This window comes from Paraburkholderia dioscoreae, assembly GCF_902459535.1.
Lineage (GTDB): Bacteria > Pseudomonadota > Gammaproteobacteria > Burkholderiales > Burkholderiaceae > Paraburkholderia > Paraburkholderia dioscoreae.
Map to the genome: position 1 here is coordinate 2301656 of NZ_LR699553.1, position 24787 is coordinate 2326442.

General features: G+C 62.9%; 24 protein-coding genes. 15 read left to right on the forward strand and 9 right to left on the reverse strand.

All coding sequences use genetic code 11. The annotated features are described in order from the left end of the window. Positions 1 to 13 precede the first annotated feature (13 nt). Entirely contained in the window at positions 14 to 1246 is a 1233-nt protein-coding gene (locus PDMSB3_RS10240; RefSeq protein WP_007181836.1) for a 2-aminoethylphosphonate--pyruvate transaminase, read from the reverse strand. 132 nt (positions 1247 to 1378) lie between these two features. On the opposite strand from PDMSB3_RS10240, the gene PDMSB3_RS10245 reads away from it, so the two are divergent. Continuing rightward, positions 1379 to 2263, forward strand: a complete 885-nt coding sequence (locus tag PDMSB3_RS10245) for a LysR substrate-binding domain-containing protein (protein WP_007181835.1) — start codon at positions 1379 to 1381, stop codon at positions 2261 to 2263. Positions 2264 to 2368: 105 nt separating this feature from the next. On the opposite strand, the gene PDMSB3_RS10250 is transcribed toward PDMSB3_RS10245, so the two are convergent. Next, entirely contained in the window at positions 2369 to 3115 is a 747-nt protein-coding gene (locus PDMSB3_RS10250; protein ID WP_007181834.1) for a glucose 1-dehydrogenase, read from the reverse strand. 745 nt (positions 3116 to 3860) lie between these two features. On the opposite strand from PDMSB3_RS10250, the gene PDMSB3_RS10255 reads away from it, so the two are divergent. Next, complete coding sequence (locus tag PDMSB3_RS10255; RefSeq protein WP_035518609.1) at positions 3861 to 4838, forward strand: PDR/VanB family oxidoreductase; 978 nt, start codon at positions 3861 to 3863, stop codon at positions 4836 to 4838. A 106-nt stretch (positions 4839 to 4944) separates the two neighbouring features. On the opposite strand, the gene catC is transcribed toward PDMSB3_RS10255, so the two are convergent. The 3 genes from catC to PDMSB3_RS10270 all read right to left on the reverse strand — a co-directional run bounded on the left by catC (position 4945) and on the right by PDMSB3_RS10270 (position 7462). Continuing rightward, positions 4945 to 5235 carry a muconolactone Delta-isomerase gene (gene catC / locus PDMSB3_RS10260; protein ID WP_007181832.1) on the reverse strand — a complete coding sequence of 97 codons (291 nt, stop codon included), beginning with the start codon at positions 5233 to 5235 and terminating at the stop codon, positions 4945 to 4947. 113 nt (positions 5236 to 5348) lie between these two features. Further along, complete coding sequence (gene catA / locus PDMSB3_RS10265) at positions 5349 to 6257, reverse strand: catechol 1,2-dioxygenase (protein WP_007181831.1); 909 nt, start codon at positions 6255 to 6257, stop codon at positions 5349 to 5351. A 47-nt stretch (positions 6258 to 6304) separates the two neighbouring features. After that, positions 6305 to 7462, reverse strand: coding sequence for a muconate/chloromuconate family cycloisomerase (locus PDMSB3_RS10270; RefSeq protein WP_007181830.1), 1158 nt, complete (start codon positions 7460 to 7462; stop codon positions 6305 to 6307). 104 nt (positions 7463 to 7566) lie between these two features. Between PDMSB3_RS10270 and PDMSB3_RS10275 the strand changes: the two genes are divergently transcribed. Continuing rightward, the gene (locus tag PDMSB3_RS10275) at positions 7567 to 8454 is read left to right on the forward strand and encodes a LysR family transcriptional regulator (RefSeq protein ID WP_007181829.1); all 888 of its coding nucleotides are present in this window, start codon (positions 7567 to 7569) and stop codon (positions 8452 to 8454) included. Positions 8455 to 8467: 13 nt separating this feature from the next. Here the strand turns inward: PDMSB3_RS10275 and PDMSB3_RS10280 are convergent, their stop codons facing one another. Next, the gene (locus PDMSB3_RS10280) at positions 8468 to 9388 is read right to left on the reverse strand and encodes a LysR family transcriptional regulator (RefSeq protein WP_007181828.1); all 921 of its coding nucleotides are present in this window, start codon (positions 9386 to 9388) and stop codon (positions 8468 to 8470) included. A 105-nt stretch (positions 9389 to 9493) separates the two neighbouring features. Here PDMSB3_RS10280 and PDMSB3_RS10285 point away from each other — a divergent pair, with 105 nt between their 5' ends. From PDMSB3_RS10285 to PDMSB3_RS10315, 7 genes are all read left to right on the forward strand, one after another. Beyond that, positions 9494 to 10777, forward strand: coding sequence for an aromatic ring-hydroxylating oxygenase subunit alpha (locus tag PDMSB3_RS10285; protein ID WP_007181827.1), 1284 nt, complete (start codon positions 9494 to 9496; stop codon positions 10775 to 10777). After that, positions 10774 to 11274, forward strand: a complete 501-nt coding sequence (locus tag PDMSB3_RS10290) for an aromatic-ring-hydroxylating dioxygenase subunit beta (protein ID WP_007181826.1) — start codon at positions 10774 to 10776, stop codon at positions 11272 to 11274. The genes PDMSB3_RS10285 and PDMSB3_RS10290 overlap by 4 nt, the downstream gene beginning before the upstream one ends. A gap of 26 nt (positions 11275 to 11300) precedes the next feature. After that, positions 11301 to 12617 (forward strand): MFS transporter, encoded by a 1317-nt coding sequence (locus tag PDMSB3_RS10295; protein WP_007181825.1) that lies wholly within the window; start codon positions 11301 to 11303, stop codon positions 12615 to 12617. A gap of 186 nt (positions 12618 to 12803) precedes the next feature. Then, the gene (locus PDMSB3_RS10300; RefSeq protein ID WP_007181824.1) at positions 12804 to 13181 is read left to right on the forward strand and encodes a hypothetical protein; all 378 of its coding nucleotides are present in this window, start codon (positions 12804 to 12806) and stop codon (positions 13179 to 13181) included. A gap of 10 nt (positions 13182 to 13191) precedes the next feature. Next, positions 13192 to 13707 carry a nuclear transport factor 2 family protein gene (locus PDMSB3_RS10305; RefSeq protein ID WP_007181823.1) on the forward strand — a complete coding sequence of 172 codons (516 nt, stop codon included), beginning with the start codon at positions 13192 to 13194 and terminating at the stop codon, positions 13705 to 13707. Beyond that, a complete protein-coding gene (locus tag PDMSB3_RS10310; protein WP_007181822.1) occupies positions 13704 to 14828 on the forward strand; it encodes an amidase in 1125 nt (374 codons plus the stop codon). Before PDMSB3_RS10305 ends, PDMSB3_RS10310 begins: the two co-directional genes overlap by 4 nt. Before the next feature lie 56 nt (positions 14829 to 14884). After that, positions 14885 to 15628, forward strand: a complete 744-nt coding sequence (locus tag PDMSB3_RS10315) for an SDR family NAD(P)-dependent oxidoreductase (RefSeq protein WP_007181821.1) — start codon at positions 14885 to 14887, stop codon at positions 15626 to 15628. Between the two features lie 171 nt (positions 15629 to 15799). Here PDMSB3_RS10315 and PDMSB3_RS10320 read toward each other — a convergent pair whose 3' ends face one another. From PDMSB3_RS10320 to PDMSB3_RS10330, 3 genes are all read right to left on the reverse strand, one after another. Then, the gene (locus PDMSB3_RS10320) at positions 15800 to 16828 is read right to left on the reverse strand and encodes a type VI secretion system protein TssA (protein ID WP_165187451.1); all 1029 of its coding nucleotides are present in this window, start codon (positions 16826 to 16828) and stop codon (positions 15800 to 15802) included. A 131-nt stretch (positions 16829 to 16959) separates the two neighbouring features. After that, positions 16960 to 17505, reverse strand: a complete 546-nt coding sequence (tssE, locus tag PDMSB3_RS10325; RefSeq protein WP_165187453.1) for a type VI secretion system baseplate subunit TssE — start codon at positions 17503 to 17505, stop codon at positions 16960 to 16962. A gap of 81 nt (positions 17506 to 17586) precedes the next feature. Next, positions 17587 to 18291: a TagK domain-containing protein gene (locus tag PDMSB3_RS10330; RefSeq protein WP_165186046.1), complete on the reverse strand. Its 705-nt coding sequence runs from the start codon at positions 18289 to 18291 to the stop codon at positions 17587 to 17589. 535 nt (positions 18292 to 18826) lie between these two features. On the opposite strand from PDMSB3_RS10330, the gene tssH reads away from it, so the two are divergent. From tssH to PDMSB3_RS10355, 5 genes are read left to right on the forward strand one after another with little or no spacing between them, the layout of a single operon-like run. Further along, positions 18827 to 21577, forward strand: a complete 2751-nt coding sequence (gene tssH / locus PDMSB3_RS10335) for a type VI secretion system ATPase TssH (protein WP_165186049.1) — start codon at positions 18827 to 18829, stop codon at positions 21575 to 21577. 39 nt (positions 21578 to 21616) lie between these two features. Beyond that, complete coding sequence (tssB, locus tag PDMSB3_RS10340; protein ID WP_007181816.1) at positions 21617 to 22165, forward strand: type VI secretion system contractile sheath small subunit; 549 nt, start codon at positions 21617 to 21619, stop codon at positions 22163 to 22165. A 33-nt stretch (positions 22166 to 22198) separates the two neighbouring features. Then, a complete protein-coding gene (gene tssC / locus PDMSB3_RS10345; protein WP_165186051.1) occupies positions 22199 to 23692 on the forward strand; it encodes a type VI secretion system contractile sheath large subunit in 1494 nt (497 codons plus the stop codon). Between the two features lie 27 nt (positions 23693 to 23719). Then, entirely contained in the window at positions 23720 to 24271 is a 552-nt protein-coding gene (locus PDMSB3_RS10350) for a hypothetical protein (protein ID WP_232064168.1), read from the forward strand. 50 nt (positions 24272 to 24321) lie between these two features. After that, on the forward strand, positions 24322 to 24759 hold the full coding sequence (locus tag PDMSB3_RS10355; RefSeq protein ID WP_232064169.1) for a DUF3828 domain-containing protein: 438 nt from the start codon (positions 24322 to 24324) through the stop codon (positions 24757 to 24759). The last annotated feature ends 28 nt before the right edge of the window (positions 24760 to 24787 follow it).

The following is a 24787-nucleotide window of genomic DNA, read 5'->3' on the forward strand; positions in this document are numbered from 1 at the left end:
CAGACACGGTTCTTCAGGCCGCCTCGGCCAACGTCTTGCGCTCTTCGAGCGCCGCGGCGGGCGGCGCGGCATGCGCGACGTTCATCGTGCGCAGCGAGCTGGCGCACGCCTCCACCACGCGGCGCATCACGTGCTCGTCCACCTGCCCGATGCAGCCGATACGGAAGCTGTCCACCACCGTCAACTTGCCTGGATAGATGATGAAGCCCTGCTGCTTCATCAATTCATAGAAGGTTTCGAACCTGAACGATGGATGCGCGGGCGCAAAAAAAGTCACGATGATCGGCGAGCGCCAGCGTGCATTCAGCAACGGCTCGAAGCCGAGTTCGCGCATGCCGGCCACGAGCACGTCGCGATTGTTCGCGTAACGCGCGAGGCGCCCGGCCTGTCCGCCTTCGAGCTTATGCAGACGCAGCGCTTCGATAAACGCGGCCACCGTATGCGTGGGCGGCGTGAAGCGCCACTGGCCGGTGCGATTCATCACGTCCCATTGATCGTAGACGTCGAGCGCGAGCGAGTGACTGCGGCCCTTCGCTTCCTGCAACGCACGCTTGCGCGCGATCACGAAGCCGAAACCGGGCACACCCTCGATACATTTATTCGCCGACGACACGAAAGCCTCGCAGGCAATCTCACGCACGTCGAGCGGCACCGCACCGAAGGCGCTCATCGAATCGATCAGCAGCTTGCGGCCTTTCTTCGCGGTGGCGGCGGCGATCTCTTCGAGCGGATTGAGAATGCCCGAACTGGTTTCGCAATGCACGGCGACCACATGCGTAATGCGCGAATCGGCGTCCAGCATGCGTTCTATTTCAGCACCGCGCGGCGGCAAATAATCGCCCTTGTCCAGCACCGTGCAGGCGCGGCCGAGATAGCCGAGCGTGGTCGCGATGCGCTTGCCGTATGCTCCGTTGGCGAGCACGAGCGCGCGAGCGTCGCGCGGAATCAGGCTGCCTAGCATTGCTTCGACGCAATAGCTGCCGCTGCCTTGCAGCGGCACGCAGTCGTATTCGCCCGCCGTGTCGCCGGCGATTTCCAGCAGACTGCTGCGCAGCAGCGCGGTCATCGCGCGAAAATCGCCGTCCCACGAGCCCCAGTCGCGCAGCATCGCCTCTTTGGTCGAGAGTGCCGTGGTGAGCGGTCCAGGCGTCAGCAGATACGGCTCGCCCCCAGGCGGCTTCGCGCACGTGAGCACGGCGGATCCTGCGGCGCTCACGGCTCGGGAACGGTCGGTCACGCTGTCCATGTTCGGCATCTCCGGCATTGCTGTTTCGGTGGCTCATTTTGGTAACTCACACAGTACAGAAACGCGTTACATCGGTAAAATCGATATAATCGATAGAGGTATCGCAATAACTTATACCTCAGTGAGGCACACGTGCAATACGCGCAATTGCGAGCGTTTCATGCGGTCGCGGAACATGGCGGGTTTTCCAAGGCGGCGCAGGCGCTTTCGCTCACCCAGCCGGCCGTGTCGGATCACGTGCGGCGGCTGGAACAGGATTACGGCGTCAAACTGTTCGAGCGCGGGCCGCGCGGCGTCGAGACCACGGAACTCGGTCTGCGTCTTTTCAGCGTGACGCGGCAGATGCTCAGTTGCGAGCGCGACGCGCGGCAACTGCTCGAATCGGCGGGCGGCCTCGAATCCGGCTCGCTCTCGCTGGTGGCGGACGCGCCCGATCTGGCGGTCGCGCTGATCGGCGCGTTTCGCAAGCTGCACCCCGGGATCGTCGTGACGCTGTCCATCGCCAACGCCGCGGATTGCATGCAGCGCGTGCTATCGAGCGCCGTGGACGCGGCCATTACCGCCGCGCCGCAAGTGCATAGCCGGCTGGAAGCGCGCGTGTTGCGGCGCGATCCGCTGGTGGCAATGGTGCCGGCGAGCTACCCGGTGGCGAAGAAACGCAAGCTGAGCTACGCGGAACTGGTACAGCAGCCGATGATTTTCCGCGAGGCGCAATCCGTCACGCAGCAGTTGCTCGAGATCGAACTGGTGCGTGAATCGCTGCAAGTGGAACCGGTGATGTACGTGGACGGCCGCGAGGCGCTCGAAGAAGCGGTCGCGCAAGGCATGGGCGTGGGGGTGATTGCACGCGCCGAATTCAACGAATCGCGGCGGATCAGAATGATTCCGTTGCAGGACTGTCGGGTGCAGATGATCGAATCGCTGACGCGGCTCGCCGAGCGGCCCGGATCGAATCTGCTGGACGCGTTGTTTGCGGTGGAGTTGACGAAGCCGGCGCCGGCCACCTCCGCTCGATAAAACGGACAGCCGCCCGCCGGGCGCAGCCTGCGGGCGGCTTTCTTCATGCCGCGCGAGATGGCGTGACGCTATCCGCCCGCGCCACCTGCTTTCGCGTCGCGCTGCTTAACGCGAGCCGCCGCTCGCAATCAGGCTTTCTCCGGTCAGCCAGCGCGCGTCGTCGGAAGCGAGGAAGGTGACGACATCGGCGATATCGTCCGGCTGGCCGATGCGGCCGAGCGGCGTCGTGCTGACCGCCCACGTTTCGAAATCGGAACCGAGAATGCCTGCGGTATGGGTGCCTTCCGTCGCAACCATGCCCGGATTCACGGAGTTGACGCGGATCTTGCGCGGGCCGAGTTCGCGTGCGAGCACACCGGTAATGCCGTCCACCGCGCCTTTGGTCGCGGTATAAACCGCGCTGCCCGGCGGCGTGATGCGGCTCACCACCGAGCTGATGTTGACGATGCTCGCGCCTTCACCCAAATGCTTGACCGCGGCCTGCGTGGTCAGCAGCAGACCCAGCACATTCACGTTGAAGTGCTTATGGAAATGCTCTTCGGTGATTTCTTCGATCGGCGCGAATTCATACACGCCCGAGTTGTTGACGAGAATGTCGAGGCGGCCATACGTTTCCACCGCGGCATCGATAATGCCTTGTGCGTCCGCTGCTTTGGACACGTCGCCTGCCACGGCCACCGCCTTGCCGCCCGCGGCAGTAATCGCCGCGACCACGCTCTCCGCACCCGTCTTGCTCGACGAATAGTTCACCACCACGGAGGCACCCTGGGCCGCCAATGCCTTGGCGATAGCCGCACCGATACCTTTCGACGCGCCGGTTACCACCGCAACTTTACCTGTGAGCTTGCTCATGATCGATTCCTTTAAATGGGATTTGCGCCGGTGCTGTCGCGAAGATTCGCGGGCTGCATTGGAAATCCAGTGGCGCTGTCACTGGTGACAATGTAGGCAGGTTGAGCAGGCGGATAAAGCGGCTGGAGGCGAACAGATACGTCGGTTGAGCCGAACAATCGGTGGATGCGTGCTACGAATGGCTGAAAGGCTTGCTGCGGGAAGCGGTGTCATCCGCCGGATCGAATGGATGGATCGCTAGCAAGCGGGCGCATAAGCTCGCACAGAGCGCATACTGGCCTGCGCTGTCAGGCGAGGCGGTTCAGACAATGCATTGGATTCAGTCCCTACGCATCAGCATAATCTGCACGGCCACGCTGGCAAGCACCGCCAGCGCACCGAGCGTATCCAGAATAGTGGACCACACGATCTCGCTCCTTCCATGTTCGCTTTCGTCATTGCCTGATTAAACGAATGCGCGTGTCATGAATTGAATGCCCAGTCCGGGCAGGCAGAAGCCGTGATTGAAGTGATGCCCGCCATTGTCCACCTGAACGCAATGGCGCGACCGCAAGAGGCGCTAGTGCGGCATCTGGCGGAATTCGAAGCTGCGGCTCTCATACTCCGCATTACCCGATTATCAGTCAGACTTATCCGACTTATCATTTTTTATCGATTTGCCTGATTTGGTGCGGTTTCTTATCCTTGACACACAACCGCATGCGACCCGATGCATGCACCGTCCGCTCCCCTTGCCGGCAAGATCATGGAAAGAACCACCTTCAACGTGCGCGTCGACAGCGTCCGCGACGAGGCGCATGGCGTGCGCTCCTTCAGCGTGTCGCGTCTGGACGGCCAACCGTTCGACCACTACGAGGCCGGCGCGCACATCGACGTCACCGGCCCCTCCGGCGTCACGCGGCAATATTCGCTGTGCGGCGACCCGGATCATCGTGAAGCACATGTGTTTGCCGTGAAGCGCGAAGCGACTTCGCGGGGCGGCTCACGTTCGCTGCATGACGATGTCACGGTCGGCAGCGAATTGACCGTCGGTGCGCCGCGCAACCTGTTCCAGCTCGCGCAGCACGCCCGCGAACATATTCTGCTGGCCGCGGGTATCGGTGTGACGCCGCTCCTGAGTATGGCGTACCGTCTGCTCGAGCAGCGGCAGCGTTTCGCGCTGCACTATTTCGCTCGCAGCGCCGAACATGCGGCGTTTTTGCAGCTGCTTTCACGCGCGCCGTTTAGTGACTACGTGACGCTCCACTTCGGCGTTGCGCGCGACCAGCTCGATGCGGTGCTCGGCAGTTGTCTCGCGAATGCGCGCGAGGGCACGCATCTCTATACCTGCGGGCCGGCGCCTTTCATGGAACGTGTGGTGGCGATCGGCGAAACGCGCGTTGCGCCGGAGGCGATCCATCTCGAACGATTCGCGGCTGACCCGGTCTCCGCCACGAGCGCTCAGACCGCCGCGCTCGATACGTTCGACGTGCAGATCGCGAGTAGCGGCGCAACCGTGCGCGTGGACAAGGACACGACGATCGTCGCGGCGCTGGCGTCGATCGGCATTGAAGTGGATACGTCGTGCGGCGAAGGCGTCTGCGGCACCTGTATGGTCGACGTGCTGAGCGGCACACCCGAGCATCGCGACCATTGCCTGAGCAAAGCGGAACGGGCGGGCGGCAAGGTGATCTGCTGCTGCATTTCGCGCGCGGCGTCGCCGGTTCTTGTGCTGGATCTTTGACGCGCCTCGCTTTTTCACCGCCATGCCGGTTTCCACAGCGGCAGCGGCAGCGATCACGTAAGCCAACGAGGTGCCGCAATCGCGGCACCTTCGCGATCGCATGTCCTTACCGGTCGTCGTCGCGAATCGACGACGCATGCCGGCACAACGCGCGCACTTCGACATCCATATACGGAAACAGCGGCAACTGGCTCAGCACGTCGTGCAGATGCGCGGGGCTCTCCACGTCGAATACGCTGATATTCGCATAGCGCCCGGCAATCCGCCACAAGTGTCGCCACACGCCTTCCTGTTGCAGCCTTTGCGACATCGCCTTCTCATCGGCCTTCAGGCGAGCCGCGCGTTCGGCATCCATATCGACCGGCAGATTGACGGTCATTTCAACGTGAAACAGCATGCTTGCTCCTATCCCTGATCGATGACAAAAAAGCCCTGGCGGCCCGGCCGATCTCGCCGCGCAACCAGGGTTGACAGATTCATGCGGTACGTCCAGCCCTTTTCTGCCGAGAATCAGGCTTCAGCGCGCAGGCGCTCCACTTCGGCATCCGGCAGGTTGTCGCGTTCCTTGAACAGCGTGAAGTCGAAATCGATCAGCGCGAAATTGCCGTCCACGCCATACGGTTTTCCTTCGGCACCCTCGGCCTGCTTGACCGCCGGCACGAGTCCGTCGCGCGTGGCGAACGCGAAGTCGTCCCACAGATACGGATCGCCGTCGATGTTGATCTGCGTGGTCAGCTTGCGGAACCCCGGCGCGGAAACGAAAAAGTGAATATGCGCCGGACGATGCCCATGACGGCCGAGCTGATCGAGCAGCAACTGTGTCTGCCCTTGCGGCGGCACGCTATAGCCGACCGGCACGACGCTGCGGAAGCTGTACCTGCCTTCTGTGTCGGTGCGGATCGAGCGGCGCAGATTGAAGGCCGGTTGCGATTTGTCGAAGTACGAGTAGTTGCCGAGATGATTCGCGTGCCACACTTCCACGAGCGCGTGCGCCAAAGGCTTGCCGTCTTCGCCCAGCACGCGGCCGCGCATGATCAGCGTCTGACCCGGATCGGTGCCGTCGTCGAGCCGCGCATGCCCTTCGGAGAGCGGCGCGCCGGCCACGTACAACGGACCTTCGATGGTGCGCGGCGTGCCGCCTTCGATGCCGGCCTTTGCCTCCGCTTCATCCAGACGCAGATCGAGAAAATGCTCGAAGCCCAGCCCCGCGGCCAGCAGGCCGAGCTCGCCGCTCTTGCCCGCGTCGCCGAGATAGTTCAGCGCGGTCCAGAATTCGGCGGGCTGCACGTCGAAGTCTTCGATCGTATAGAACAGATCCTGCACGATCCGGTTGACGATCTGCCTGGTGCGCGGATTGCCTGCGTGGGTGGCGCTGTCGTTGATCTTCTGGAGCAACGCGTCGATAGCTTGCCTGTTCATGGGGTATCTCCTTCGTATGATGTTCTGGATGGCTAACGGATGAGCCTTCAGTTCGTGGTAACGCTGGCGCCTTTGCGCGTATCGCGTCGCAGGCGGTCGATCTTGTCCCAGTCGAGCGTAATGCCAAGACCCGGACCTTGAGGCAGGTGCAGCGCAAAATTCTCGTAGCGCAGCGGTTCGGTGAGAATTTCTTCGGTCAGCAACAACGGGCCGAACAGTTCGGTGCCCCACTTCAATTCGCCGAAGGTGCTGAAAAGTTGCGCCGAAGCCATTGTGCCCACCGCGCCTTCGAGCATGGTGCCGCCATACAGGTCGATATTCGCGGCCGAGGCGATGCCCGCCACTTGCGCCGCGCCCACGAGGCCGCCCGATTGCGCGATCTTCACGGCGAAGACATCGGCGGCACGGGCGCTGGCAATCGCGAATGCATCGGCCGGACCGTGCAGCGCTTCGTCGGCCATGATCGGCACTTGAGCGAGGTCGGTCAGACGCTTGAGGCCGGTGCGGTTTTCCGCGGCAATGGGCTGCTCGATCAGTGCCACGCCCGCGTCGGCGAAACGCCGCGCGGCCCAGATCGTTTCCGATTCGGTCCATGCCTGGTTCACGTCGACCCGCACTTCGCCGCGCCCTTCCAGCGCTTTCCTGATGGCGACGACATGCGCCACGTCGTCTGCCAGCGCGCGCGAGCCGATCTTCAGCTTGAACACCCGATGCCGCTTCGTCTCGTACACCTGCTCGGCTTCATCGATATCGCGCTTCGTGTCGCCGCTCGCGAGCGTCCACGCCACCTCCATGCAATCGCGCACACGGCCGCCGAACAGTTCCGACAGCGGCACGCCGAGGCGCTGTGCCTGCGCATCGAACAGCGCCGTTTCCAGCGCGGATTTCGCAAAGCGGTTGCCCTGAAACAGCTCGCGCAGTTTCGCCATCGCGGCGCCCGGACGCGTTGCGTCCAACCCTTTGAGCAACGGCGCGAAATAGGTGTCGATGTTGACCTTGATACTTTCCGGGCTTTCCTCACCGTAAGCGAGGCCGCCGATGGTGGTGCCCTCGCCCACGCCGACTACCCCGTCGGCGCAACGGATGCGCACCAGCACCAGCGTCTGGCAATTCATCGTTGCGACCGAGAGGCGGTGCGGACGGATCGTCGGTACGTCGACGAGAATCGTCTCCACGCTCTCGATCTTCACGGGTGTTGCTATCATTCGTTGCCCTCCTGAACTGCCTGACCGGGAGCCCCCATATTAGAAACAAACCCGCGAAGCAGTCCAACACCGATTCCGACTACTTCCATACCTTAGAGGTATGCATGGAACTTCGCCAACTCCGCTATTTCATCGCGGTCGCGGAAGAAATGAACATCACGCGGGCCGCCAATCGCCTGCACATGACGCAGCCGCCGCTCAGCCGGCAGATCCAGCAGATCGAAGAAAACGTCGGCCTGCCGCTGTTCGAGCGCGGCTCGCGGCCATTGCGGCTGACCGAAGCCGGCCGCATTTTCTATGCGCAGGCAAAGCGCCTGATCGACGAAGCGGACGAGCTCGGCCCCCTCACGCGGCGCCTCGCGCAACTGGCCGAGCGCGTCGTGATCGGCTTCGTGCCGTCGACGCTCTACGGCGCGCTGCCCGCCGTGATCCGTGCGTTTCGTGAAGCCGCGCCGCATATCGAACTCTCGCTGATCGAAATGTTCACGATCGAGCAGCTCGGGGCGCTCAAGGGCGGCCGCATCGACGTGGGCTTCGGCCGCCTGCGCTTCGACGACGCGCAACTCGCGCGCGAAGTCCTCGTCGAAGAACGGATGATTGCCGCGCTGCCGCAAGACCACCCGCTGGCGCGCCAGAAGAAAGCGCTGACACTGGCGGCGCTCGCGCAGGAAACCCTGATCGTCTATCCCAGCACGCCGCGGCCGAGCTATGCCGACCAGCAGCTATCGGCCATGCACGATCATGCGCTGGAGCCGAAGGCAATTCATGAAGTGCGGGAATTACAGACCGCGTTGGGTCTGGTCGCGGCACAAGTGGGCGTGTGTCTGGTGCCGGAAAGCGTGGAGGGTTTGCGCGCGCACGGCGTAGTGTACCGGCCGATTCCGTCAGCCAACGTTGCTTCGCCGATCATCATGAGCCGCCGTTTGCAGGACGAATCGCCGACCACCACCTTGCTCTGTTCGCTCGCACGTGAGCTGTTCAAACGGGTTTAACGCGGCCGCGCAGTCACTTCCCGTCGAAGCGCCGCACGATATCCGCCATCAGGTTGCGCAACCACACGTTGCCCTCGTCCTGATCGAAATGCTCGTGCCAGTGCATCGTCACGGCCGCGATCGGCAAGGTCACGGGCAACTCGTAGATCTGAAAATTGCCGCCGCGATTGAAAATCTGCGCAAGACGCCGCGGCAGTGTGGCGAACAGATCGGTGACGGCCAGCACGCTCGGCAAAGCCACGAAATGCGGTAGTTCCAGCGCGATATGACGCCCGACGCCCTGCGCGCGGAATTCGTCGTCGAGCGCGCGGTGGCTATGCTCCACCGAAGTGATCTGCACGTGCGAAGCATCCAGAAACGCCTTCAGGCTCAGCTCCTTCGTGCGCGGCAACCCGCGGCGCTTCCTCGTCATGCATACGTAGGTCTCTTCGAACAGCGCCTGATGCCGTGTGCGTGCGGTCAAAGTGGGCAGATTGCCGATGGCGAAATCGAGCCGGCTCGCACGCAATGCGTCTTCGATTTCCTCGACCGGCAACGGCTCGATGCGCAATCTCACGCGCGGCGCCTGCTGGTGCAAAGCCTCGCAAATGGGCGGCAGATAGGCGAGCTCGCCCGCGTCCGAAAGCGATACGCGGAACGTGCGCGTGCTTACCGCCGGGTCGAAATGTTCCGCGTAGCGCAGCGCCTCGCGCACCGTGTCCAGCGCGCGAGCCACGATAGCCGACAGTTCCAGCGCAATCGGCGTGGGCTGCATGCCGGCGCGTGTGCGGATAAAGAGCGGGTCGTCGAATAGCGTGCGCAAACGCCCCAGCGAATAGCTGATGGCGGGCTGCGACAACGCCAGCCGCTCGCCCGCCCGGGTCAGGCTGCGCTCTTCGACAATCGCCTGAAAAACGCGCAGCAGGTTGAGGTCGACTTGATCCAGCGAATTCATCAAGATATCCATGCGATTGATTTTATATTTTATTTTAGATCAATTTGACGCATATCAACGGGTCGGCGAGACTGCCCTTCATCCAACACCCCCACCTGCACAGCCATGAGCGAATCCCCGTATCAGAGCGTCGACGCGAGCGCGTTGTATCAGCGCGCGCAGTCCGATCGCGTGGCCCCGTCGCTGTACTACGACCCGGCCGTTTTCGAAGCGGAACTCGAACGCATTTTCTACAAGACATGGGTCTGGGTCGCGCACGAAAGCGAATTGCCGAATCCGGGCGACTTCTGCACCACCGCGATCGGCCGTCAGCCGGTGATCGTGGTGCGCGACAAGACCGGCGCGGTCAACGTCTTGCAGAACCGCTGCCGCCACCGCGGCGCAACCGTCTGCGAACAGCACAAGGGCAACGCGAAAGGCTTCACCTGCCCTTATCACAGCTGGACCTATGGTCTCGACGGCGCGTTGCGCGCGCTGCCGTACGGCGACGGTTACGAAGGCGTGATCGACAAGACCGAGCTGCCGCTCGCCAGTCTGCGCGTGGGCATCTATCAAGGCCTGATTTTCGCGAGCTTCAATCAGGAGATCGAGCCGCTCGAAGCATTCCTCGGCGGCGCGAAACCGTGGATCGACCTGTTCATGAAGCAAGGCGCCGGCTATCCGGTCAAGACCAACGGCGAGCATCGCTTCCGCTTCAACGGCAACTGGAAGATCCAGCTCGAGAACACCACGGATCTGTATCACTTCCCCGTGGTTCACAAGTCGTGGATGAAATCGATCGACGACGAAACCGCCGCCGCGATCACGAGCTTCATGACGAGCGACGAGGCCTTCTGCCGCTCGCTCGGCAACGGCCACAGCCTCGCGGTGCTGATGCCGGAACTCGTCGATCTCGACCACGATGACGGCGCGCCGATCCCCGAGCGCTTCGAAGAACTCGCCGCGTCGCTCGCGAAGGACCACACGCCGGACGAAGTGCGTCGTATCGTGCGCTCGCTGATGGGCGTCGGCTTCAATCTGAATCTGTTTCCGAACCTCGCGCTGTCGATGGCGTTTTTCCGCGTACTACGGCCCATTTCCGCGAACGAAACCGAGATCCGTCACGTCGCCCTCGCAATGGACGGCGGCCCCGAGGAAGCGAACCGCGTACGCCTGCGCATTCACGAACACTTCCAGGGCCCGTTCGGTTTCGGCAGTCCGGACGACGCCGAAGCGTGGGAGCGCGTGCAGCGCGGCTCGCACGCCGGCCCCGATCTGCCGATTCTGGTGAACCGCGGCCTGAATCGCGAGAGCACGGCGCCGAATGGCGAAAAAACCGCCCACGCCACGGACGAAACCGGCATGCGCGAAGCGTACGCGCAATGGCGCACGATGATGGAGCAGGCATGATGGACGACAGGAACACGCTGTTTTCGCAGAAGACTTTCACTGGCGCGATCGAACTCATCTGGCGCGAAGCGGAACTGCTGGACCGCAAGGACTATCGCGAGTGGCTGTCGCTGTGGGATCCCACGGGCTTCTACGTGGTGCCGATCGAGCACGACACCACCGACTTCGCCGCCACGCTGAACTATGCCTACGACGATCAGGACATGCGCGAAAAACGCGTGCAGCGCATGACGTCCGGCTATTCGGTATCGGCCGCCGACGCGGCCCGCACCGTGCGCACCGTGTCGCGTTTCACGCTCACCAGCGAAGCGGGCGACGAAGTCACGGTGAATTCGGCGCAAGTGATCGTCGCCTTCAAGCGCGGCAAGTCGACGCTGTTCGCGGCGGACCTCACGCATCGCATCAGTTTCGCGAGCGGAGAGCCGCGCATCGTGCAGAAAGTGATCCGCCTGATCGATTCGACCGAAGCGTTGAGCGCGATCGGCTTCCTGCTCTGAACCCCAAAAAACCAGCGAGCACGACGATGCCAAACGACACGTTTTCTCCCACAGCCGGATCGCCTCCCGTATCCGCCGCGCCGGCTACCTCGCGGACCTTGCGGCGCATCATCGTCGCCTCCGTCCTCGGCAATGCGCTCGAGTGGTACGATTTTTTTCTGTACGGCACCGCCGCCGCACTGATCTTCGGACCGCTGTTCTTCCCGCTGCACGGCGACCCGCTGCTGGGCACCCTCGCCGCGTTCGCCGGCTTCGCGATCGGCTTTCTGGCGCGGCCGCTGGGCGGCATCGTGTTCGGCCATATCGGCGACCGCCACGGCCGCAAAGGCGCGCTCGTCGTCACGCTGATGATGATGGGCGTGGCGACCTTCGGCATCGGCCTGCTGCCCACGTTCTCGCAGATCGGCTTTCTCGCGCCCACGGCGCTCGTGTGTCTGCGCGTCGTGCAGGGCGTCGCGTCGGGCGGCGAATGGGGCGGCGGCGTACTGCTGATCAGCGAAAGCGCCCCGGCCAACCGGCGCGGCTACTACGCGGCGTTCAGTCAGTTGGGCGTGGCGGGCGGCTTCGTGTTGTCGGCGGCCGCGTTCTATCTTGTGCAGCGCTTGCCGCTCGAAAGCTTCATGTCCTGGGGCTGGCGCGTGCCGTTTCTGGCCAGCGTGCTGATTTTCGGCGTGGGCGTGTACATTCGCCGACGCCTGCCCGAAAGCCGCGATTTCACCGCCGCCAAACCGAAGCACATGCCCGTGCTGACGGTGCTGCGCAATCATCCGAAGCAGGTATTGCAGGCTATGGGGCTGCGTGTCGCCGAAAACGGCGGGACGTATATCTTTCTTTCGTTCGTGCTGGTGTACGGCAAGACGATCGGCGTGCCCGTTTCGGTGATGCTCGGCGGCGTCATGATCGCCATGCTGCTCGAACTCGTCACGATCGTGTTGTGGGGACGTCTGTCGGACCTGATCGGACGGCGGCCGGTGTATATGATCGGCGCGCTCGGGCTGGTGGTGATCGCGTTTCCCGCGTTCTGGCTGATCGACACGCACCAGCCGATGCTCGTGTTCCTTTCGCTCGCGTTGGGCCTGCCCTTCTGTCACGCCGCGATGATCGGTACGCAGCCGGCATTGATGGGCGAATTGTTTCCCACGGAAGTGCGCTACTCGGGCATGGCGCTCGGTCACGAGATTGCCTCGGTATTTTCCGGCGGGCTCGCGCCGCTCGTGGCTACCGCTCTGTATGCGAAAGTGCGTGCGCCGTGGCCGGTCGCGCTGATGCTGATCGGCTTCGGGCTGATTACCGCGCTTACGCTCGTGACCATTCCTCGCAACACCAGCGCTACGCATGATTGAGTTGCGATTTACCCGCCGGCGCGACTCGATGGTCGTGACCAGCACGCGTTTCCAGGTGAAGGCGGCTGCAACCGCGCCGTCGGCGGCACGATGTTCGCAAGCGTTGCGTCGATTCCGGGCCACCTGTAGGCCACTTTCCAGTTGATCCGTCATCCTGACGATTGCGATTGCAAGGAGCAGCGCCTCATGTCCGATACCTCAACGCCGCCGCTGCGCGTTCTGTTCTGCTGCGGCGTCACGCAGAATTTCTTCGATCTGCCGCGCGAGCAGATCGGTGAAGTCTGGCAGGCCTACGGCAAGATGCTGGCCGCCGTCGAGTCGATGGAAGGCGTCAAGGTACTCGGCATCATGGACGACGACCGCCTCACCGTGGGCCATGCCGACAATTCGCCGTGGACCTTTTACATCATGGCCGACGTGCGCGATTTCGACACCACCGTGGCCGTATGCAACCTGTATCGCACCACGCCGGTGGGCGAATACAACCTGTGGCGCTATGGGAAGATCGAAGCGCGTGTCGGCCGCGCGCTGCAAGTGCCGCCGCAACATGCCCATGCAGCCTGAGCGTGACGCCATGAACGCCACTCCCGCGACGCTTGCCATGCTGACCGAACGGCTTGCCGCGCTCGACGCCGAATCCGCGGTACGCCGCACGATGGCGCGTTATATGGCGCTATGCGACGTGCCGTGCAGCGCGCTCGAAGGCGAGTCGCTCGCCGCGCTTTTTACCGCCGACGCGATCTGGGAAGGCATCGGCCCGCAGTACGCGAGCAAGTTCGGTCGCCTGACGGGCCACAGCGAAATCCTGACGATGCTCACGCGCTATCTGCCGCCCTCGCCGCACTTCTCGGTGAACGTGCACTTTCTCACGTCGGAAACCATCGACGTGCGGGGTGCGAACGCGAAAGGCCGCTGGATCATGCTGCAGGCTTCGAGCTATGTCGATGCGCAAGCCGAACTGATCGCGGCGCGCCTGGAAGTGGATTTCGCGCCGGCCTGCAATGGCCGTGACTGGCTCATCACGCACTTTCGCACGGAACGCCTGTTCGACGCGCCGTGGCAAGTCAACGCAAGGAAACCTCAAACATGAACGAGTTTATCCAGACGCTCTCGTTAGGCGGCACAGGTCCGAACATCGCGATCAAGGACACGATCGATATCGCCGGCTATGCCACCACCGCCGCGAGTCGCGCGCTGGCCGATACGCCGCCCGCGCAGCGGCATGCGCAGGTCGTCGAGCGGTTGCTGGCGGCGGGCTGGCATATCGTCGGCAAAACGAACATGCATGAACTGGCGTTCGGCATGACCGGCATCAACGACTACACCGGCACGCCGCAGAATCCGCAGGACGCTACGCGCATTCCGGGCGGATCGTCGAGCGGGTCGGCGGCCGCGGTCGGGCTGAAGCTCGCCGACGCCGCGCTCGGCACCGACACCGGCGGTTCGATTCGCGGTCCCGCCGCATGCTGCGGCGTGATCGGATTGAAGCCCACCTTCGGGCGCGTGTCGCGGCTCGGGGTGGCGCCGCGAGAATCCACGCTCGACTGTGTGGGGCCGTTTGCACGCGACATGCACATGCTCGCTGCCGCGATGCTCGCCATTGCCGCGGATTTCGATGTGAACGCCGCGCACGCATGGCAAGGCCCGTGCAAGGTCGGTATCGTGCAGGCCGAGGCAACGGCCGACATCCTCGCAGCCGTGGCACGCGCTGCCGACACGGCCGGCTGTACCGCGCATACGCTGCGGATCGAGGGTCTCGCAGCCGCCTTCGACGCGGGCCTCACCGTTATCAATGCCGAGACTTCGCACGCGTTCGGGCACCTGGTGGCCAGCGGGAAAATCGGTTCGGATCTCGACGCGCGCCTGCGCGCGGCGGCCAACACCACCGCCGCGCAAGTCGATGCGGCGGAACAGGTGCGCCGCCAGTTCACGGCGGCGGTCGATCATGCGCTCGACAACGCCGACGTGCTGATTCTGCCCACGCTGCCCGCGCTGCCCATCACACTCGAAGAAGCGCGCAGCGGCAAGTCCGTGATCGCCATGTCGTCGCTGATCCGGCCGTTCAATCTGAGCGGGCATCCCGCGTTGAGTTTGCCGCTACCCGTCGAAGGCTCGCCGCTCAAGGCGGGGTTGCAGATAATCGGACGCAAGGGGCATGACGAGCAGGTGTGCGCAATCGCGGCGCGTTTCGAAGCCGCCCTCGCCGCTTGACGCATGCTTCAGGTCATGCCGCTCGGGCGGCGGCTGTTTTATCCGGAGCGCAAGCAATGCAGAAGAGAGTCGTACTTGTCACCGGCGCCGCGCGTGGTCTGGGCGCCGCGATTGCCACGCGCTTTCATGCGGCGGGTTACGCGGTCGCGATCGGCGATATTGCATTCGATGCAGCACAAGCCCTCGCGCGCGATCTGAGCGCAGACGGTTCCAGCGCATTCGCACTGCATCTCGACGTCACCGCGAAGGCCGCTTTCACCGCTGCGCGCGAGGCCATTCTTCAACGCTGGGGCCGTGTCGACGCGTTGGTCAATAACGCGGGCGCCTCCAGAATCGTGTCCGTGATGGACATCACGGCGGAGCAATTCGATCAGGTCATCAACGTCAACTTGCGTAGCGTGCTGTTTGGCTGCCAGGTATTCGGCCAGCATTTCGCGGACACGGGCACGGGCCGCATCGTCAACATCGCGTCGCTCGCGGGACAGAACGGCGGCTCGGCAACCGGCGCGCATTACGCGGCGGCGAAAGGCGGCGTGATCACGCTCACCAAGGTGTTCGCGCGAGACCTCGGCGCCGCGGGCGTGACCGTCAACGCCATTTCGCCCGGACCGATGGATCTGCCGGTCGTACATGAAAGCGTGGCGCCCGACAAGCTGAAGGCGATGATCGCCAATATTCCCGCGGGCCGTCTCGGCTCAGCGGATTACGTCGCCGATGTTGCCGTGATGCTGGCGGCGGAAAATGCGTACTTCGCAAACGGCGCGTGCTGGGATGTGAACGGCGGGCTGTTCATGCGCTGACGGCTGAAGCCGGCTCACATTGCTGACCGCAGGCACTCGATATTGCATGCCACCGCTGACCGCATCCTGATCCCACACCGCCATGACATCGGCTGCGAGCGATACGGTTTCTCGACGAAATCAATCGCGGCCGTCGCCGATCGGTAAGGCGGGTGACGATGCTCGGCGCGCTCAGGCTTCGCCGTCCCACTGAACGAGCAGTTCAGCGGGAATGGCCTTGACCACTTCAGCATACCGCTTGCCCACCAGCAGTTCAGCACGCCTGAGCAGCAACGGAACCGGACTGCTCGGCTCGCTTTTCTCGAACCACTCGCGAGCCTGCCTGACCAGTTCGAGCGCGGCATGGCGATCTATGGGGGCTGTGCCGGCGCCCTCGCCTGCGGACATATCAATGTCGGCTCGTACCGCCTGCGCTTCGCGTGCGGCCGGGGAATCCCGCATCGCATCTTCCACGCGTTGGTCGACGCTCGACGGGTCGACCGTCACGATCCCCGCCTTCGCTCTCGCCGTACGCACGCCGCCTGGCGCGACATGGCGGAGCAACCGCCTCAGCGTGGACAGATCCGGCGCGTGCGCGCCCAGGTGTTCACGGCCCCATGTGTCGATCGCCGTCAGGCCTGCGAAGGCCTCGTCGAAACCCGCCAGCGTTTCCTGTTGCTGCGAACGCAGATCGTCGAGTTGCCGCGTCACCGATTCCGGCGCGAGCGCATCGCTCGGGCGGGGCTGCGCAAACGCCCGTTCAATGTCGCGCATCTGAAGCCGCGTGGCGGTCGCCTTCGTCAACGCGATTTCGCGCACATCCGCGAGCAGACCGTCCGCGTCGGTCAGTGCCTGCAATGCGTTCATGCGAATTTCGAGCGCGGCCTCGCGATCCGCGTCGACGCCGGGTTGCGGGTGAATCTGATCGGGAAACGCAGCCAGCCACGCGGCCAGCAGACCCACGCCCTCGGCAAGACCCGCCGCGCCGCCGAGCCGGGTACGGCAGCGCGCAAACAGCACGGCGAGACGCATGTCCTTGCTGCGCGCCATCAAACGCCGGCAGTCGCGATCGACGTCGCTCCAGTTGACGGGTTCCGGCGACCCCACGAAATCGCCGTATTGCGCGTCCTGCCTGGCGGTCATTTTCGCCGCGAGAACGACGAATTCCGGGTCGTATTCGAGGTCGATCCCGCACGGTGCGGCAGCGTCGACCGGCGTCATCCAGTCCTGCGACGCGGCGGCCTTGATCCGTTCGGGTTTCTGGTGGGAGGGTTTTCTGCTATTGCTCATTGTTGACCTTCATTGACCTTCACACTGCGTGCCATCGGATTTTCCGCGCTACAGGACCGCGCTCAGCCCGCGCGCATTCCGGTGACGTTCAACTGACTCGTTTCCAGATCGAGCGAGCTCTGCACCATGAATTCGAGCGGATAAGGATCCATGCGGATCATGCCGCGCACCTCGAATGCCAGCACGTTGTAGTGAACGGCGGCATCCACGCCGGCAAGCGGCGCAATGCTGAGCGAATCCGATATCAGACGCGGCTCGAACTCCGTAATCGCGGACCGGATGATCTTTTCGATGTCTTCCCACTTGCGCGCCGCAGTGAAAGCGCCGGCAAGCGGCGGCACGCCGAAATTCACAGTTGACGAAGCCGCGTGCGGATGCCGCTTGCGATCGATCAGGTCTTCCATGCTGGTGGTGTTCAGCAGGAATGCCAGGTCGCGCTGAACGATGTCGCGCATCTGCGAACGGGTCACCGTGTATTCACTGGGCGCTTCGGTTAGTCTTTGCGGCGCATCGTCACGCAGACGGTCGAGCAGTGTCGGCAGCAGGTGCGCGTTTGCCCGCCGGGGCGTGGCGCCGCCCTCACGCGTCAAACGCACCTCGCGGCGCATGGCCCTGGACGCCTGGTTAAACCTGTCCATTTGTACCGTCCTGCTGCCATTCGGGTTTGTTGGCGCGGGATAGCTGCACGTTCATCGAGCCCCTTCGTGTATCACGGAATGTTGTGCCGGCAACGGGCTGTCGAGTCCCAGCGTATGGTGTTCGCGCCGCGCCAGCGCCGGCGGCAACACGCGTGCGCGCCGTGCGGCCGCGGCGAGATACTCCTGCGGTGCGAACAGAGCCAGAACTTCGGGGACTGGCTCCGGCGCCGCGAAGTCAGCCTCCTGGCCTGCCGCGAGCGGGCCAAAGAGATCCTCCATGAAACGCGCACCGGACAGGAATGCCTCGATCGAGCCGATATGCGGTGTCTGCGTGCCCGCAGGCGCTTCGTCGGGCGAAGCTGGATGCACGCCGGCCGAAAACTCCGGCTGTCCTTCCCAACCTGCGGCAAGCGAAGCATTGGGGTCGTCGAGCGCACGGCGATACTGCTCGTGCAGCGCCTCGATCAAATCGTCGGCGCCTTTCTCCGCGCCCTCGCGTTCCTGCCGCGACGCGTCGCTATCCGAGGCCCGCGCGGCGCCGATCAGGCCAAATATCGCGTTGCTGCCTCGCAGATCTTCATCAATGCCGTACTCGGGATCGTATTCGCGGACGCTCGGGTGATCGCCAACTGCTTCGCGGGCGAAACAACTGTTTCGCGGCGGTTCGCATTCCGTTTCTGTCGCGCCTGGTTCAATGCGAGCGGACGCCTTGACGTCACGCCTGATAAGTCTGCTTGCCCACATGTCATTACCCATGTCTTCCTGATTGGCGGGAGTCGCATTCTAAACACAACTCACGAGCACTCGCCATTCACTATGAATAAAATTTGATTTCCAATAAAACTCTTATTTTTTGGATAGAAATTTATGAGCGAATTCACGGGAGAGCGCCATTTTTAAAAAATTTCATAACTTTATCCCAATTTTCAGACAGAAAGCAAGTTAACAATTTCACATAAAAACAAGACCTTATTCCACTAGCATATGCAGAATAAGGTCTTGAAATGCGAAATATCCGAGTCTACTCATGAATTTTCCCAATGCTGGTCATTTGCAAGTTTTTTAGACCGACGTCAATTGACGGGCGATCCAGTTCATGTGCTTAATACAATCCTGACGATTTGATTGAATTCGAGAAATACGGTGGGTCATAATGAAAGTCCGATTCCATATTAATTGGGCTGAATAGCTCACGGGACTTATTCCAGGGCGAATTTGCGCAGATCAGCAATGACGTTGCCCAACACAGGTTGAAAGCAGAAAACCAATAACAATGTTTCAGAGAATCCACATGACGATTTCGCGTCAGGCGCTTTTCGGCAAGCTTGGCAACACGCTGTACAGAAGCATCGAGTCCGCCACCGGCTTCTGCAAGCTGCGCGGCAACCCCTATATCGAGCTTGTGCACTGGCTGCATCAGTTGCTGCAACAACCCGACTCGGACCTGCATCGGATCGCGCGGCATTGCGGTATCGAACGCGAAATGCTCGATCGCGACATGGCCCGCGCGTTGGCCGCGCTACCGGCGGGCGCGAGCTCGATCAGCGATTTCTCGCACCACGTCGAACTGGCAATCGAGCGGGCCTGGGTGCTCGCCACGTTGGGCTTCGGTGACCGGCGTATCCGCAGCGCCTGGCTCGTCGCCGCACTCGTACAGACGCCGGAATTGCGGCGCGTGCTGCTTGCCATTTCGTCGGGGTTCGGCAAGCTACCCGTCGAAGGTCTGAACGAGGCGCTTCTGGCATGCATCGACAGTTCGCCCGAAGCCGCTGAACCACCTTACGACAACAGCGAGTTTTCACCCGCCGTGCCAGGCGAGGCCTCTCATGTGCTGCCTGCGCAATCGAAAGCCGTGCCGCTCGAACAGTTCTGCACGGACCTGACTGCGCGTGCGCACAGCGGCGAAATCGATCCGGTGGTCGGCCGCGAACTGGAGATTCGCACCCTGATCGACGTGCTGCTGCGCCGGCGCCAGAACAATCCGTTGCTGACCGGCGAGGCGGGTGTCGGCAAGACCGCTGTCGTCGAAGGGCTGGCGTGCGCCATCGCCGCCGGCAACGTGCCGCCCAGGCTGCTGGGCGTACGGCTCCTGAGTCTCGACGTGGGCGCGCTGCTGGCCGGTGCCAGCATGAAGGGCGAATTCGAGTCGCGTCTGAGAGGCGTGCTGGAAGCCGCGCTGAAATCAGCCGTACCGGTGATCCTGTTCGTCGACGAAATCCACACGCTGATCGGCGCAGGCGGCCAGGCCGGCACCGGCGACGCGGCCAATCTGCTGAAACCCGCACTCGCGCGCGGGGCGATCCGCACGATCGGGGCAACCACATGGGCGGAGTACAAACGGCACATCGAAAAAGACGCTGCGCTCACACGGCGCTTCCAGGTCCTGCAGGTGCCGCAGCCGCAGGAACCGGCGGCGATCGACATGGTGCGCGGCCTCGCGAACACGTTCTCGCGGCATCACGGCGTGGTCGTGCGCGACCAGGCGGTCCGCGCGGCGGTGAGGCTGTCGCATCGCTACATCCCTTCACGTCAGTTGCCGGACAAGGCAATCAGTCTTCTCGACACGGCGTGCGCGCGAGTCGCGCTTTCGCAGCATGCGCCGCCGCGAGAATTGCAGGACGCGCGTCAACGCGTGCTGGCCGCGCGCGTCGAAAGCGAGTTGCTGGTCGCGGAATCGCGCATCGGGCTCGATACCGCGGGCGCACTGGCGGCGGCCCGAACGCGCATCGGCGAACTCGTCGCAGTCGAAGAGCGCATCGAAGCGCGCTGGAAAGCACAACTCGCGGCGGCGCAGGCCTTGCTCGCCGCTCGTGATGCGGCGCTCGGGGCCGCTCACAGCGCGCCGCACACCGGCACGAACGGTGAGGTACGCGCATCGCCTGATTCGCTCAAAGATCTGGAGCGCGCACTCACGCAATTGCAGGGCGATGCGCCGCTGGTGTTTCCGGAGGTGAGCGAAGCAATCGTCGCCGAAGTGGTATCGGATTGGACCGGCATCCCCGTGGGCCGCATGGTCACCGACGAAGTGGCCGCCGTGCAGTCGCTGCCGATCACGCTCGAAGCGCGCGTGATCGGCCAGCCCGATGCATTGCGTCAGATCGGCGAGCGGGTGCAAACCGCACGCGCCGGACTAACGGATCCGAAGAAGCCTCTCGGCGTATTCCTGCTCGCGGGCCCCTCCGGTGTGGGCAAGACCGAGACGGCGCTCGCACTCGCGGAGGCGCTCTACGGCGGCGAGCAGAACCTGATCACCGTCAATATGAGCGAGTACCAGGAGGCTCATACCGTTTCCGGATTGAAAGGCGCCCCGCCCGGCTATGTCGGTTACGGCGAGGGAGGTGTGCTCACGGAGGCGGTGCGGCGGCGCCCCTATTCCGTGGTGCTGCTTGACGAAATCGAGAAAGCCCATCGCGACGTGCACGAAATGTTCTTCCAGGTCTTCGACAAGGGCTATATGGAAGACGGCGACGGCCGCTACATCGATTTCCGCAACACCACGATCCTGCTCACGAGCAACGCCGGCTCGGAACTGACCGCGAGCCTGTGCGCCGACGCGTCGCTCCCGCCCGATACCGACAGCTTGCGCGAAGCCCTCACGCCCGTGTTGCTCAACGTATTTCCCGCGGCATTTCTCGGCCGCGTCACCGTGGTGCCGTACCGGCCGCTCGCCCATGAATCGCTTGCGCGCATCGTGCGGCTGCATCTGGACCGCGTTGTCACACGCATGGCGGACGTTCACGACATTGCTCTTGCCTACAGCGGGCAAGTGGTCGACTACATCGTCGGCAGGTGCCTTGTTCAGGAAACCGGAGCCCGCGTGCTGATCGGCTTCATCGAACAACACGTGCTGCCGCGTCTTTCCGCGTTATGGCTCGACGCATTGGCGTCGAAGCGGCCCATCGCGCGTATCGAAATCGGCGTAGTCGACGCGAGCGCGCCACCCACTGCTGCACTTGCTTTCCCATGCGCGTATGCGCATGCCACGGCAATGCCGGCGGCAGCCGCAACGTCGCCCACCTTTTCCGTCGCGCAGGTTGACTGAACGCTGCCGACTCTTCACCACCCGTTCCCGGAGACCTCCATGTCCGTTCCCAGCAGTTCGCAGAAATTCATCGCGCTCAATCGGGCGCCACGTGTGCAGATCGAGTACGACGTCGAAGTCTACGGCTCCGAGAAGAAGGTCGAATTGCCGTTCGTCATGGGCGTGCTGTCCGACCTCTCCGGCAAGCCCGTCGAAGCGCTGCCGCCGGTCGCCGAGCGCGGTTTCCTCGATATCGATATCGACAATTTCGACGAACGGATGAAGGCAATCGGGCCGCGCGTCGCATTCGCCGTGCCGAACACGCTTTCGGGCGACGGACAGATGGTGGTCGATATGAGCTTCGAGAGCATTGAAGACTTCTCGCCGGCAGCCGTCGCCCGCAAGGTCGATTCGCTGCGGCAACTGCTCGAAGCGCGCACACAGCTCGCCAACCTGCAAACGTATATGGACGGCAAGTCCGGTGCGGAATCGCTCGTCAACAGGCTGCTGCAGGATCCGGCGTTGCTGAAATCGCTGGCGGCCACACCGAAGCCGCAGGTCGCGCACGCCGCCGGCAACGCAGTGGAGCCCGCGGACGCGAACAGCTGATCGAGCGGACAGAACAGATTCAGAGGACACAACATGGCAAAACAGCAAACACACGCGGCCGCGGCTGACGTACATACCCAATCCGACTTCGGCCATCTGCTCAACCAGGAATTCAGGCCGAAAACCGACCAGGCTCGCGAGGCTGTCGAACACGCCGTGCAGACACTTGCGGAACAGGCCTTGCTGCAATCGGCCACGATCAGCGACGACGCGTACAAGAGCATCGAGGCGATCATCGCGCAGATCGACCGCAAGCTCTCCGAGCAGATCAACCTGATTCTGCACCATGACGAATTCCAGAAACTGGAGTCCGCCTGGCGCGGCATGCATCATCTGGTCTCCAACACCGAAACCGACGAGCGCCTGAAGATCCGCTTCATGGATGTGTCGAAAGACGAGTTGCGGCGCACGATGAAACGCTACAAAGGCATCGCGTGGGATCAGAGCCCGCTCTTCAAGCAGATCTACGAAGAAGAGTACGGCCAGCTCGGCGGCGAGCCTTATGGGTGCCTCGTGGCCGACTACTATTTCGACCATACGCCGCCCGACGTCGATCTGCTCGGCTCGATCGCCAAAGTGGCCGCGGCGGCGCACACGCCGTTCATTTCCGGCGCGTCGCCTTCGGTCCTGCAGATGGAATCGTGGCAGGAGCTCGCCAATCCGCGCGACCTGACCAAGATCTTCACGCAGAACCTCGAATACGCTCCTTGGAACTCGTTGCGCAATAGCGAAGACGCGCGCTATGTCGGCCTCGCCATGCCGCGTTTCCTCGCCCGCCTGCCCTACGGCGCGAGAACCAATCCCGTCGAAGAATTCGATTTCGAGGAGCACACCAACGGCTCCGACCACCGCCGCTATGCATGGGCCAACGCGGCCTATGCAATGGGTGTGAATATCAATCGTTCGTTCAAGCTGTATGGCTGGTGCTCGCTGATCCGCGGCGTCGAATCGGGCGGCACGGTCGAGAACCTGCCGTGCCATTCATTCCCCACCGACGACGGCGGCGTCGACATGAAATGCCCGACCGAGATCGCCATCTCGGACCGGCGCGAGGCCGAGTTGTCGAAGAACGGTTTCATCCCGTTGATCCACCGCAAGAACACCGATCACGCCACTTTTATCGGTGCGCAGTCCTTGCAGAAGCCGGCCGAATACTACGACGCGGACGCCACCGCGAACGCGAATCTGTCCGCGCGTCTGCCGTATCTGTTTGCCTGTTCGCGCTTCGCGCATTACCTCAAGTGCATCGTGCGCGACAAGATCGGCGCATTCAAGGAACGCGAGGAAATGCAGCGCTGGCTGAACGAGTGGGTCATGCATTACGTCGACGCGGACCCCGCCAACTCGTCGCAGGAAACCAAGGCGCGGCGGCCGCTCGCCGCCGCCGAAGTGGTAGTGGACGAAGTGGAAGGCAACCCCGGCTACTACCAGGCGAAGTTCTTTCTGCGCCCGCACTTCCAGCTCGAAGGGCTGACGGTGTCGTTGCGCCTCGTCGCGAAACTGCCGTCCATCAAGGAAGCCGCCTGACTGACCCGGCCGGGAGCGGGCTCCTGGATGCAGACCCTGCTGGCTTTCCGAAAACAGGTGGCCATTCGGGTGTCGCCCCGCTTTCCGTTCTTGATTTTTCACCGATTGCGATCTAGTTGCAGCCCGGTTGCAATCCCGATCGCAACCCCGATCGCAATCCCGATTCGAGGCGTTGATATGTCCGATGAAAATTACGATGTCGATGCAGCCGTCACGCATCTGAATGCTCACGCACATGCGGATTCCAATGGCCGATGCGCGGCCTACGTGAGGCAGGCGCTGGCGGCCGGCGGAATCGTCATTCCCCAAGGGCCGGCCGTCAATTACGCCAAAAATTACGGCCCGGTTCTGCGCGAGCATGGATTTATCGAGGTATCGGCGAGTGAGCTGATTACGCCGCGCAAAGGGGACACCGCCGTTATCCAGCCTTACCCCGGCGGCAACGTCGCCGGTCATATCACCATGTACAACGGCCAGCGGTGGGTCTCGGATTTTCGCCAGAACGACATGTGGGGCGGTCCGGGCTATCGTCAGAACAAGCCTGCGTACAAGGTGTATCGGTGGCAGGGGGCGCAATGACGCGATGGCGAGCCTGCGCATGCGCGGCGATTGCATGGGCTGTTCTCGGCATGCATCCGGCGCTTGCACAAAACGTCGATTCGGCCAGGCGGTTTCTGCAAGGCGTCTATGGCGCCTATACGTTCAATGGCGATCCTCCCGGTATTGAAGCGTCCGGCTCTCACGCCATTGCCTCGCCGTCGCTCCTGCAGTTGATCAGGAAAGATCGGCGCGCCTTGAAGGGAGAGGCCGGCTATCTGGACATGGATCCGCTGTGCCGTTGCCAGGACTTCGACGTGAAAACGACCGGCATCGAGGTCAGGGTGGAGACGCACCACAAGGCAACGGCCGTCGTGGCGTTTACGAACTTCAAGGAGCCGCGGAAGGTGGAGTTAGATCTGCTTTGGGTTCGTGGCAGATGGCTGATCGACGATATCAGGGGCAGCGACGATCGGCGCAGTCTTCGCGCGGTCCTACAGACAGAGATTGCCGATCTGGCCGGAAAGTAGCGGAAATCAGGCTGTAGATATTTAACAT

Coding starts and splice junctions, on each gene's coding strand:
- PDMSB3_RS10315 (WP_007181821.1), top strand. CDS start 14,885: ATGCAGAAGAGAGTCGTACTTGTCACCGGCGCCGCGCGTGGTCTGGGC.
- PDMSB3_RS10240 (WP_007181836.1), bottom strand. CDS start 1,246: ATGGACAGCGTGACCGACCGTTCCCGAGCCGTGAGCGCCGCAGGATCC.
- PDMSB3_RS10350 (WP_232064168.1), top strand. CDS start 23,720: ATGCAGACCCTGCTGGCTTTCCGAAAACAGGTGGCCATTCGGGTGTCG.
- PDMSB3_RS10255 (WP_035518609.1), top strand. CDS start 3,861: ATGGAAAGAACCACCTTCAACGTGCGCGTCGACAGCGTCCGCGACGAG.
- tssE (WP_165187453.1), bottom strand. CDS start 17,505: ATGCGCCGCGAGGTGCGTTTGACGCGTGAGGGCGGCGCCACGCCCCGG.
- PDMSB3_RS10305 (WP_007181823.1), top strand. CDS start 13,192: ATGAACGCCACTCCCGCGACGCTTGCCATGCTGACCGAACGGCTTGCC.
- PDMSB3_RS10300 (WP_007181824.1), top strand. CDS start 12,804: ATGTCCGATACCTCAACGCCGCCGCTGCGCGTTCTGTTCTGCTGCGGC.
- PDMSB3_RS10290 (WP_007181826.1), top strand. CDS start 10,774: ATGATGGACGACAGGAACACGCTGTTTTCGCAGAAGACTTTCACTGGC.
- tssH (WP_165186049.1), top strand. CDS start 18,827: ATGACGATTTCGCGTCAGGCGCTTTTCGGCAAGCTTGGCAACACGCTG.
- PDMSB3_RS10270 (WP_007181830.1), bottom strand. CDS start 7,462: ATGATAGCAACACCCGTGAAGATCGAGAGCGTGGAGACGATTCTCGTC.
- PDMSB3_RS10355 (WP_232064169.1), top strand. CDS start 24,322: ATGCATCCGGCGCTTGCACAAAACGTCGATTCGGCCAGGCGGTTTCTG.
- PDMSB3_RS10280 (WP_007181828.1), bottom strand. CDS start 9,388: ATGAATTCGCTGGATCAAGTCGACCTCAACCTGCTGCGCGTTTTTCAG.
- PDMSB3_RS10295 (WP_007181825.1), top strand. CDS start 11,301: ATGCCAAACGACACGTTTTCTCCCACAGCCGGATCGCCTCCCGTATCC.
- PDMSB3_RS10320 (WP_165187451.1), bottom strand. CDS start 16,828: ATGACGCCGGTCGACGCTGCCGCACCGTGCGGGATCGACCTCGAATAC.
- tssB (WP_007181816.1), top strand. CDS start 21,617: ATGTCCGTTCCCAGCAGTTCGCAGAAATTCATCGCGCTCAATCGGGCG.
- catC (WP_007181832.1), bottom strand. CDS start 5,235: ATGCTGTTTCACGTTGAAATGACCGTCAATCTGCCGGTCGATATGGAT.
- PDMSB3_RS10285 (WP_007181827.1), top strand. CDS start 9,494: ATGAGCGAATCCCCGTATCAGAGCGTCGACGCGAGCGCGTTGTATCAG.
- PDMSB3_RS10250 (WP_007181834.1), bottom strand. CDS start 3,115: ATGAGCAAGCTCACAGGTAAAGTTGCGGTGGTAACCGGCGCGTCGAAA.
- catA (WP_007181831.1), bottom strand. CDS start 6,257: ATGAACAGGCAAGCTATCGACGCGTTGCTCCAGAAGATCAACGACAGC.
- tssC (WP_165186051.1), top strand. CDS start 22,199: ATGGCAAAACAGCAAACACACGCGGCCGCGGCTGACGTACATACCCAA.
- PDMSB3_RS10275 (WP_007181829.1), top strand. CDS start 7,567: ATGGAACTTCGCCAACTCCGCTATTTCATCGCGGTCGCGGAAGAAATG.
- PDMSB3_RS10330 (WP_165186046.1), bottom strand. CDS start 18,291: ATGGGTAATGACATGTGGGCAAGCAGACTTATCAGGCGTGACGTCAAG.
- PDMSB3_RS10310 (WP_007181822.1), top strand. CDS start 13,704: ATGAACGAGTTTATCCAGACGCTCTCGTTAGGCGGCACAGGTCCGAAC.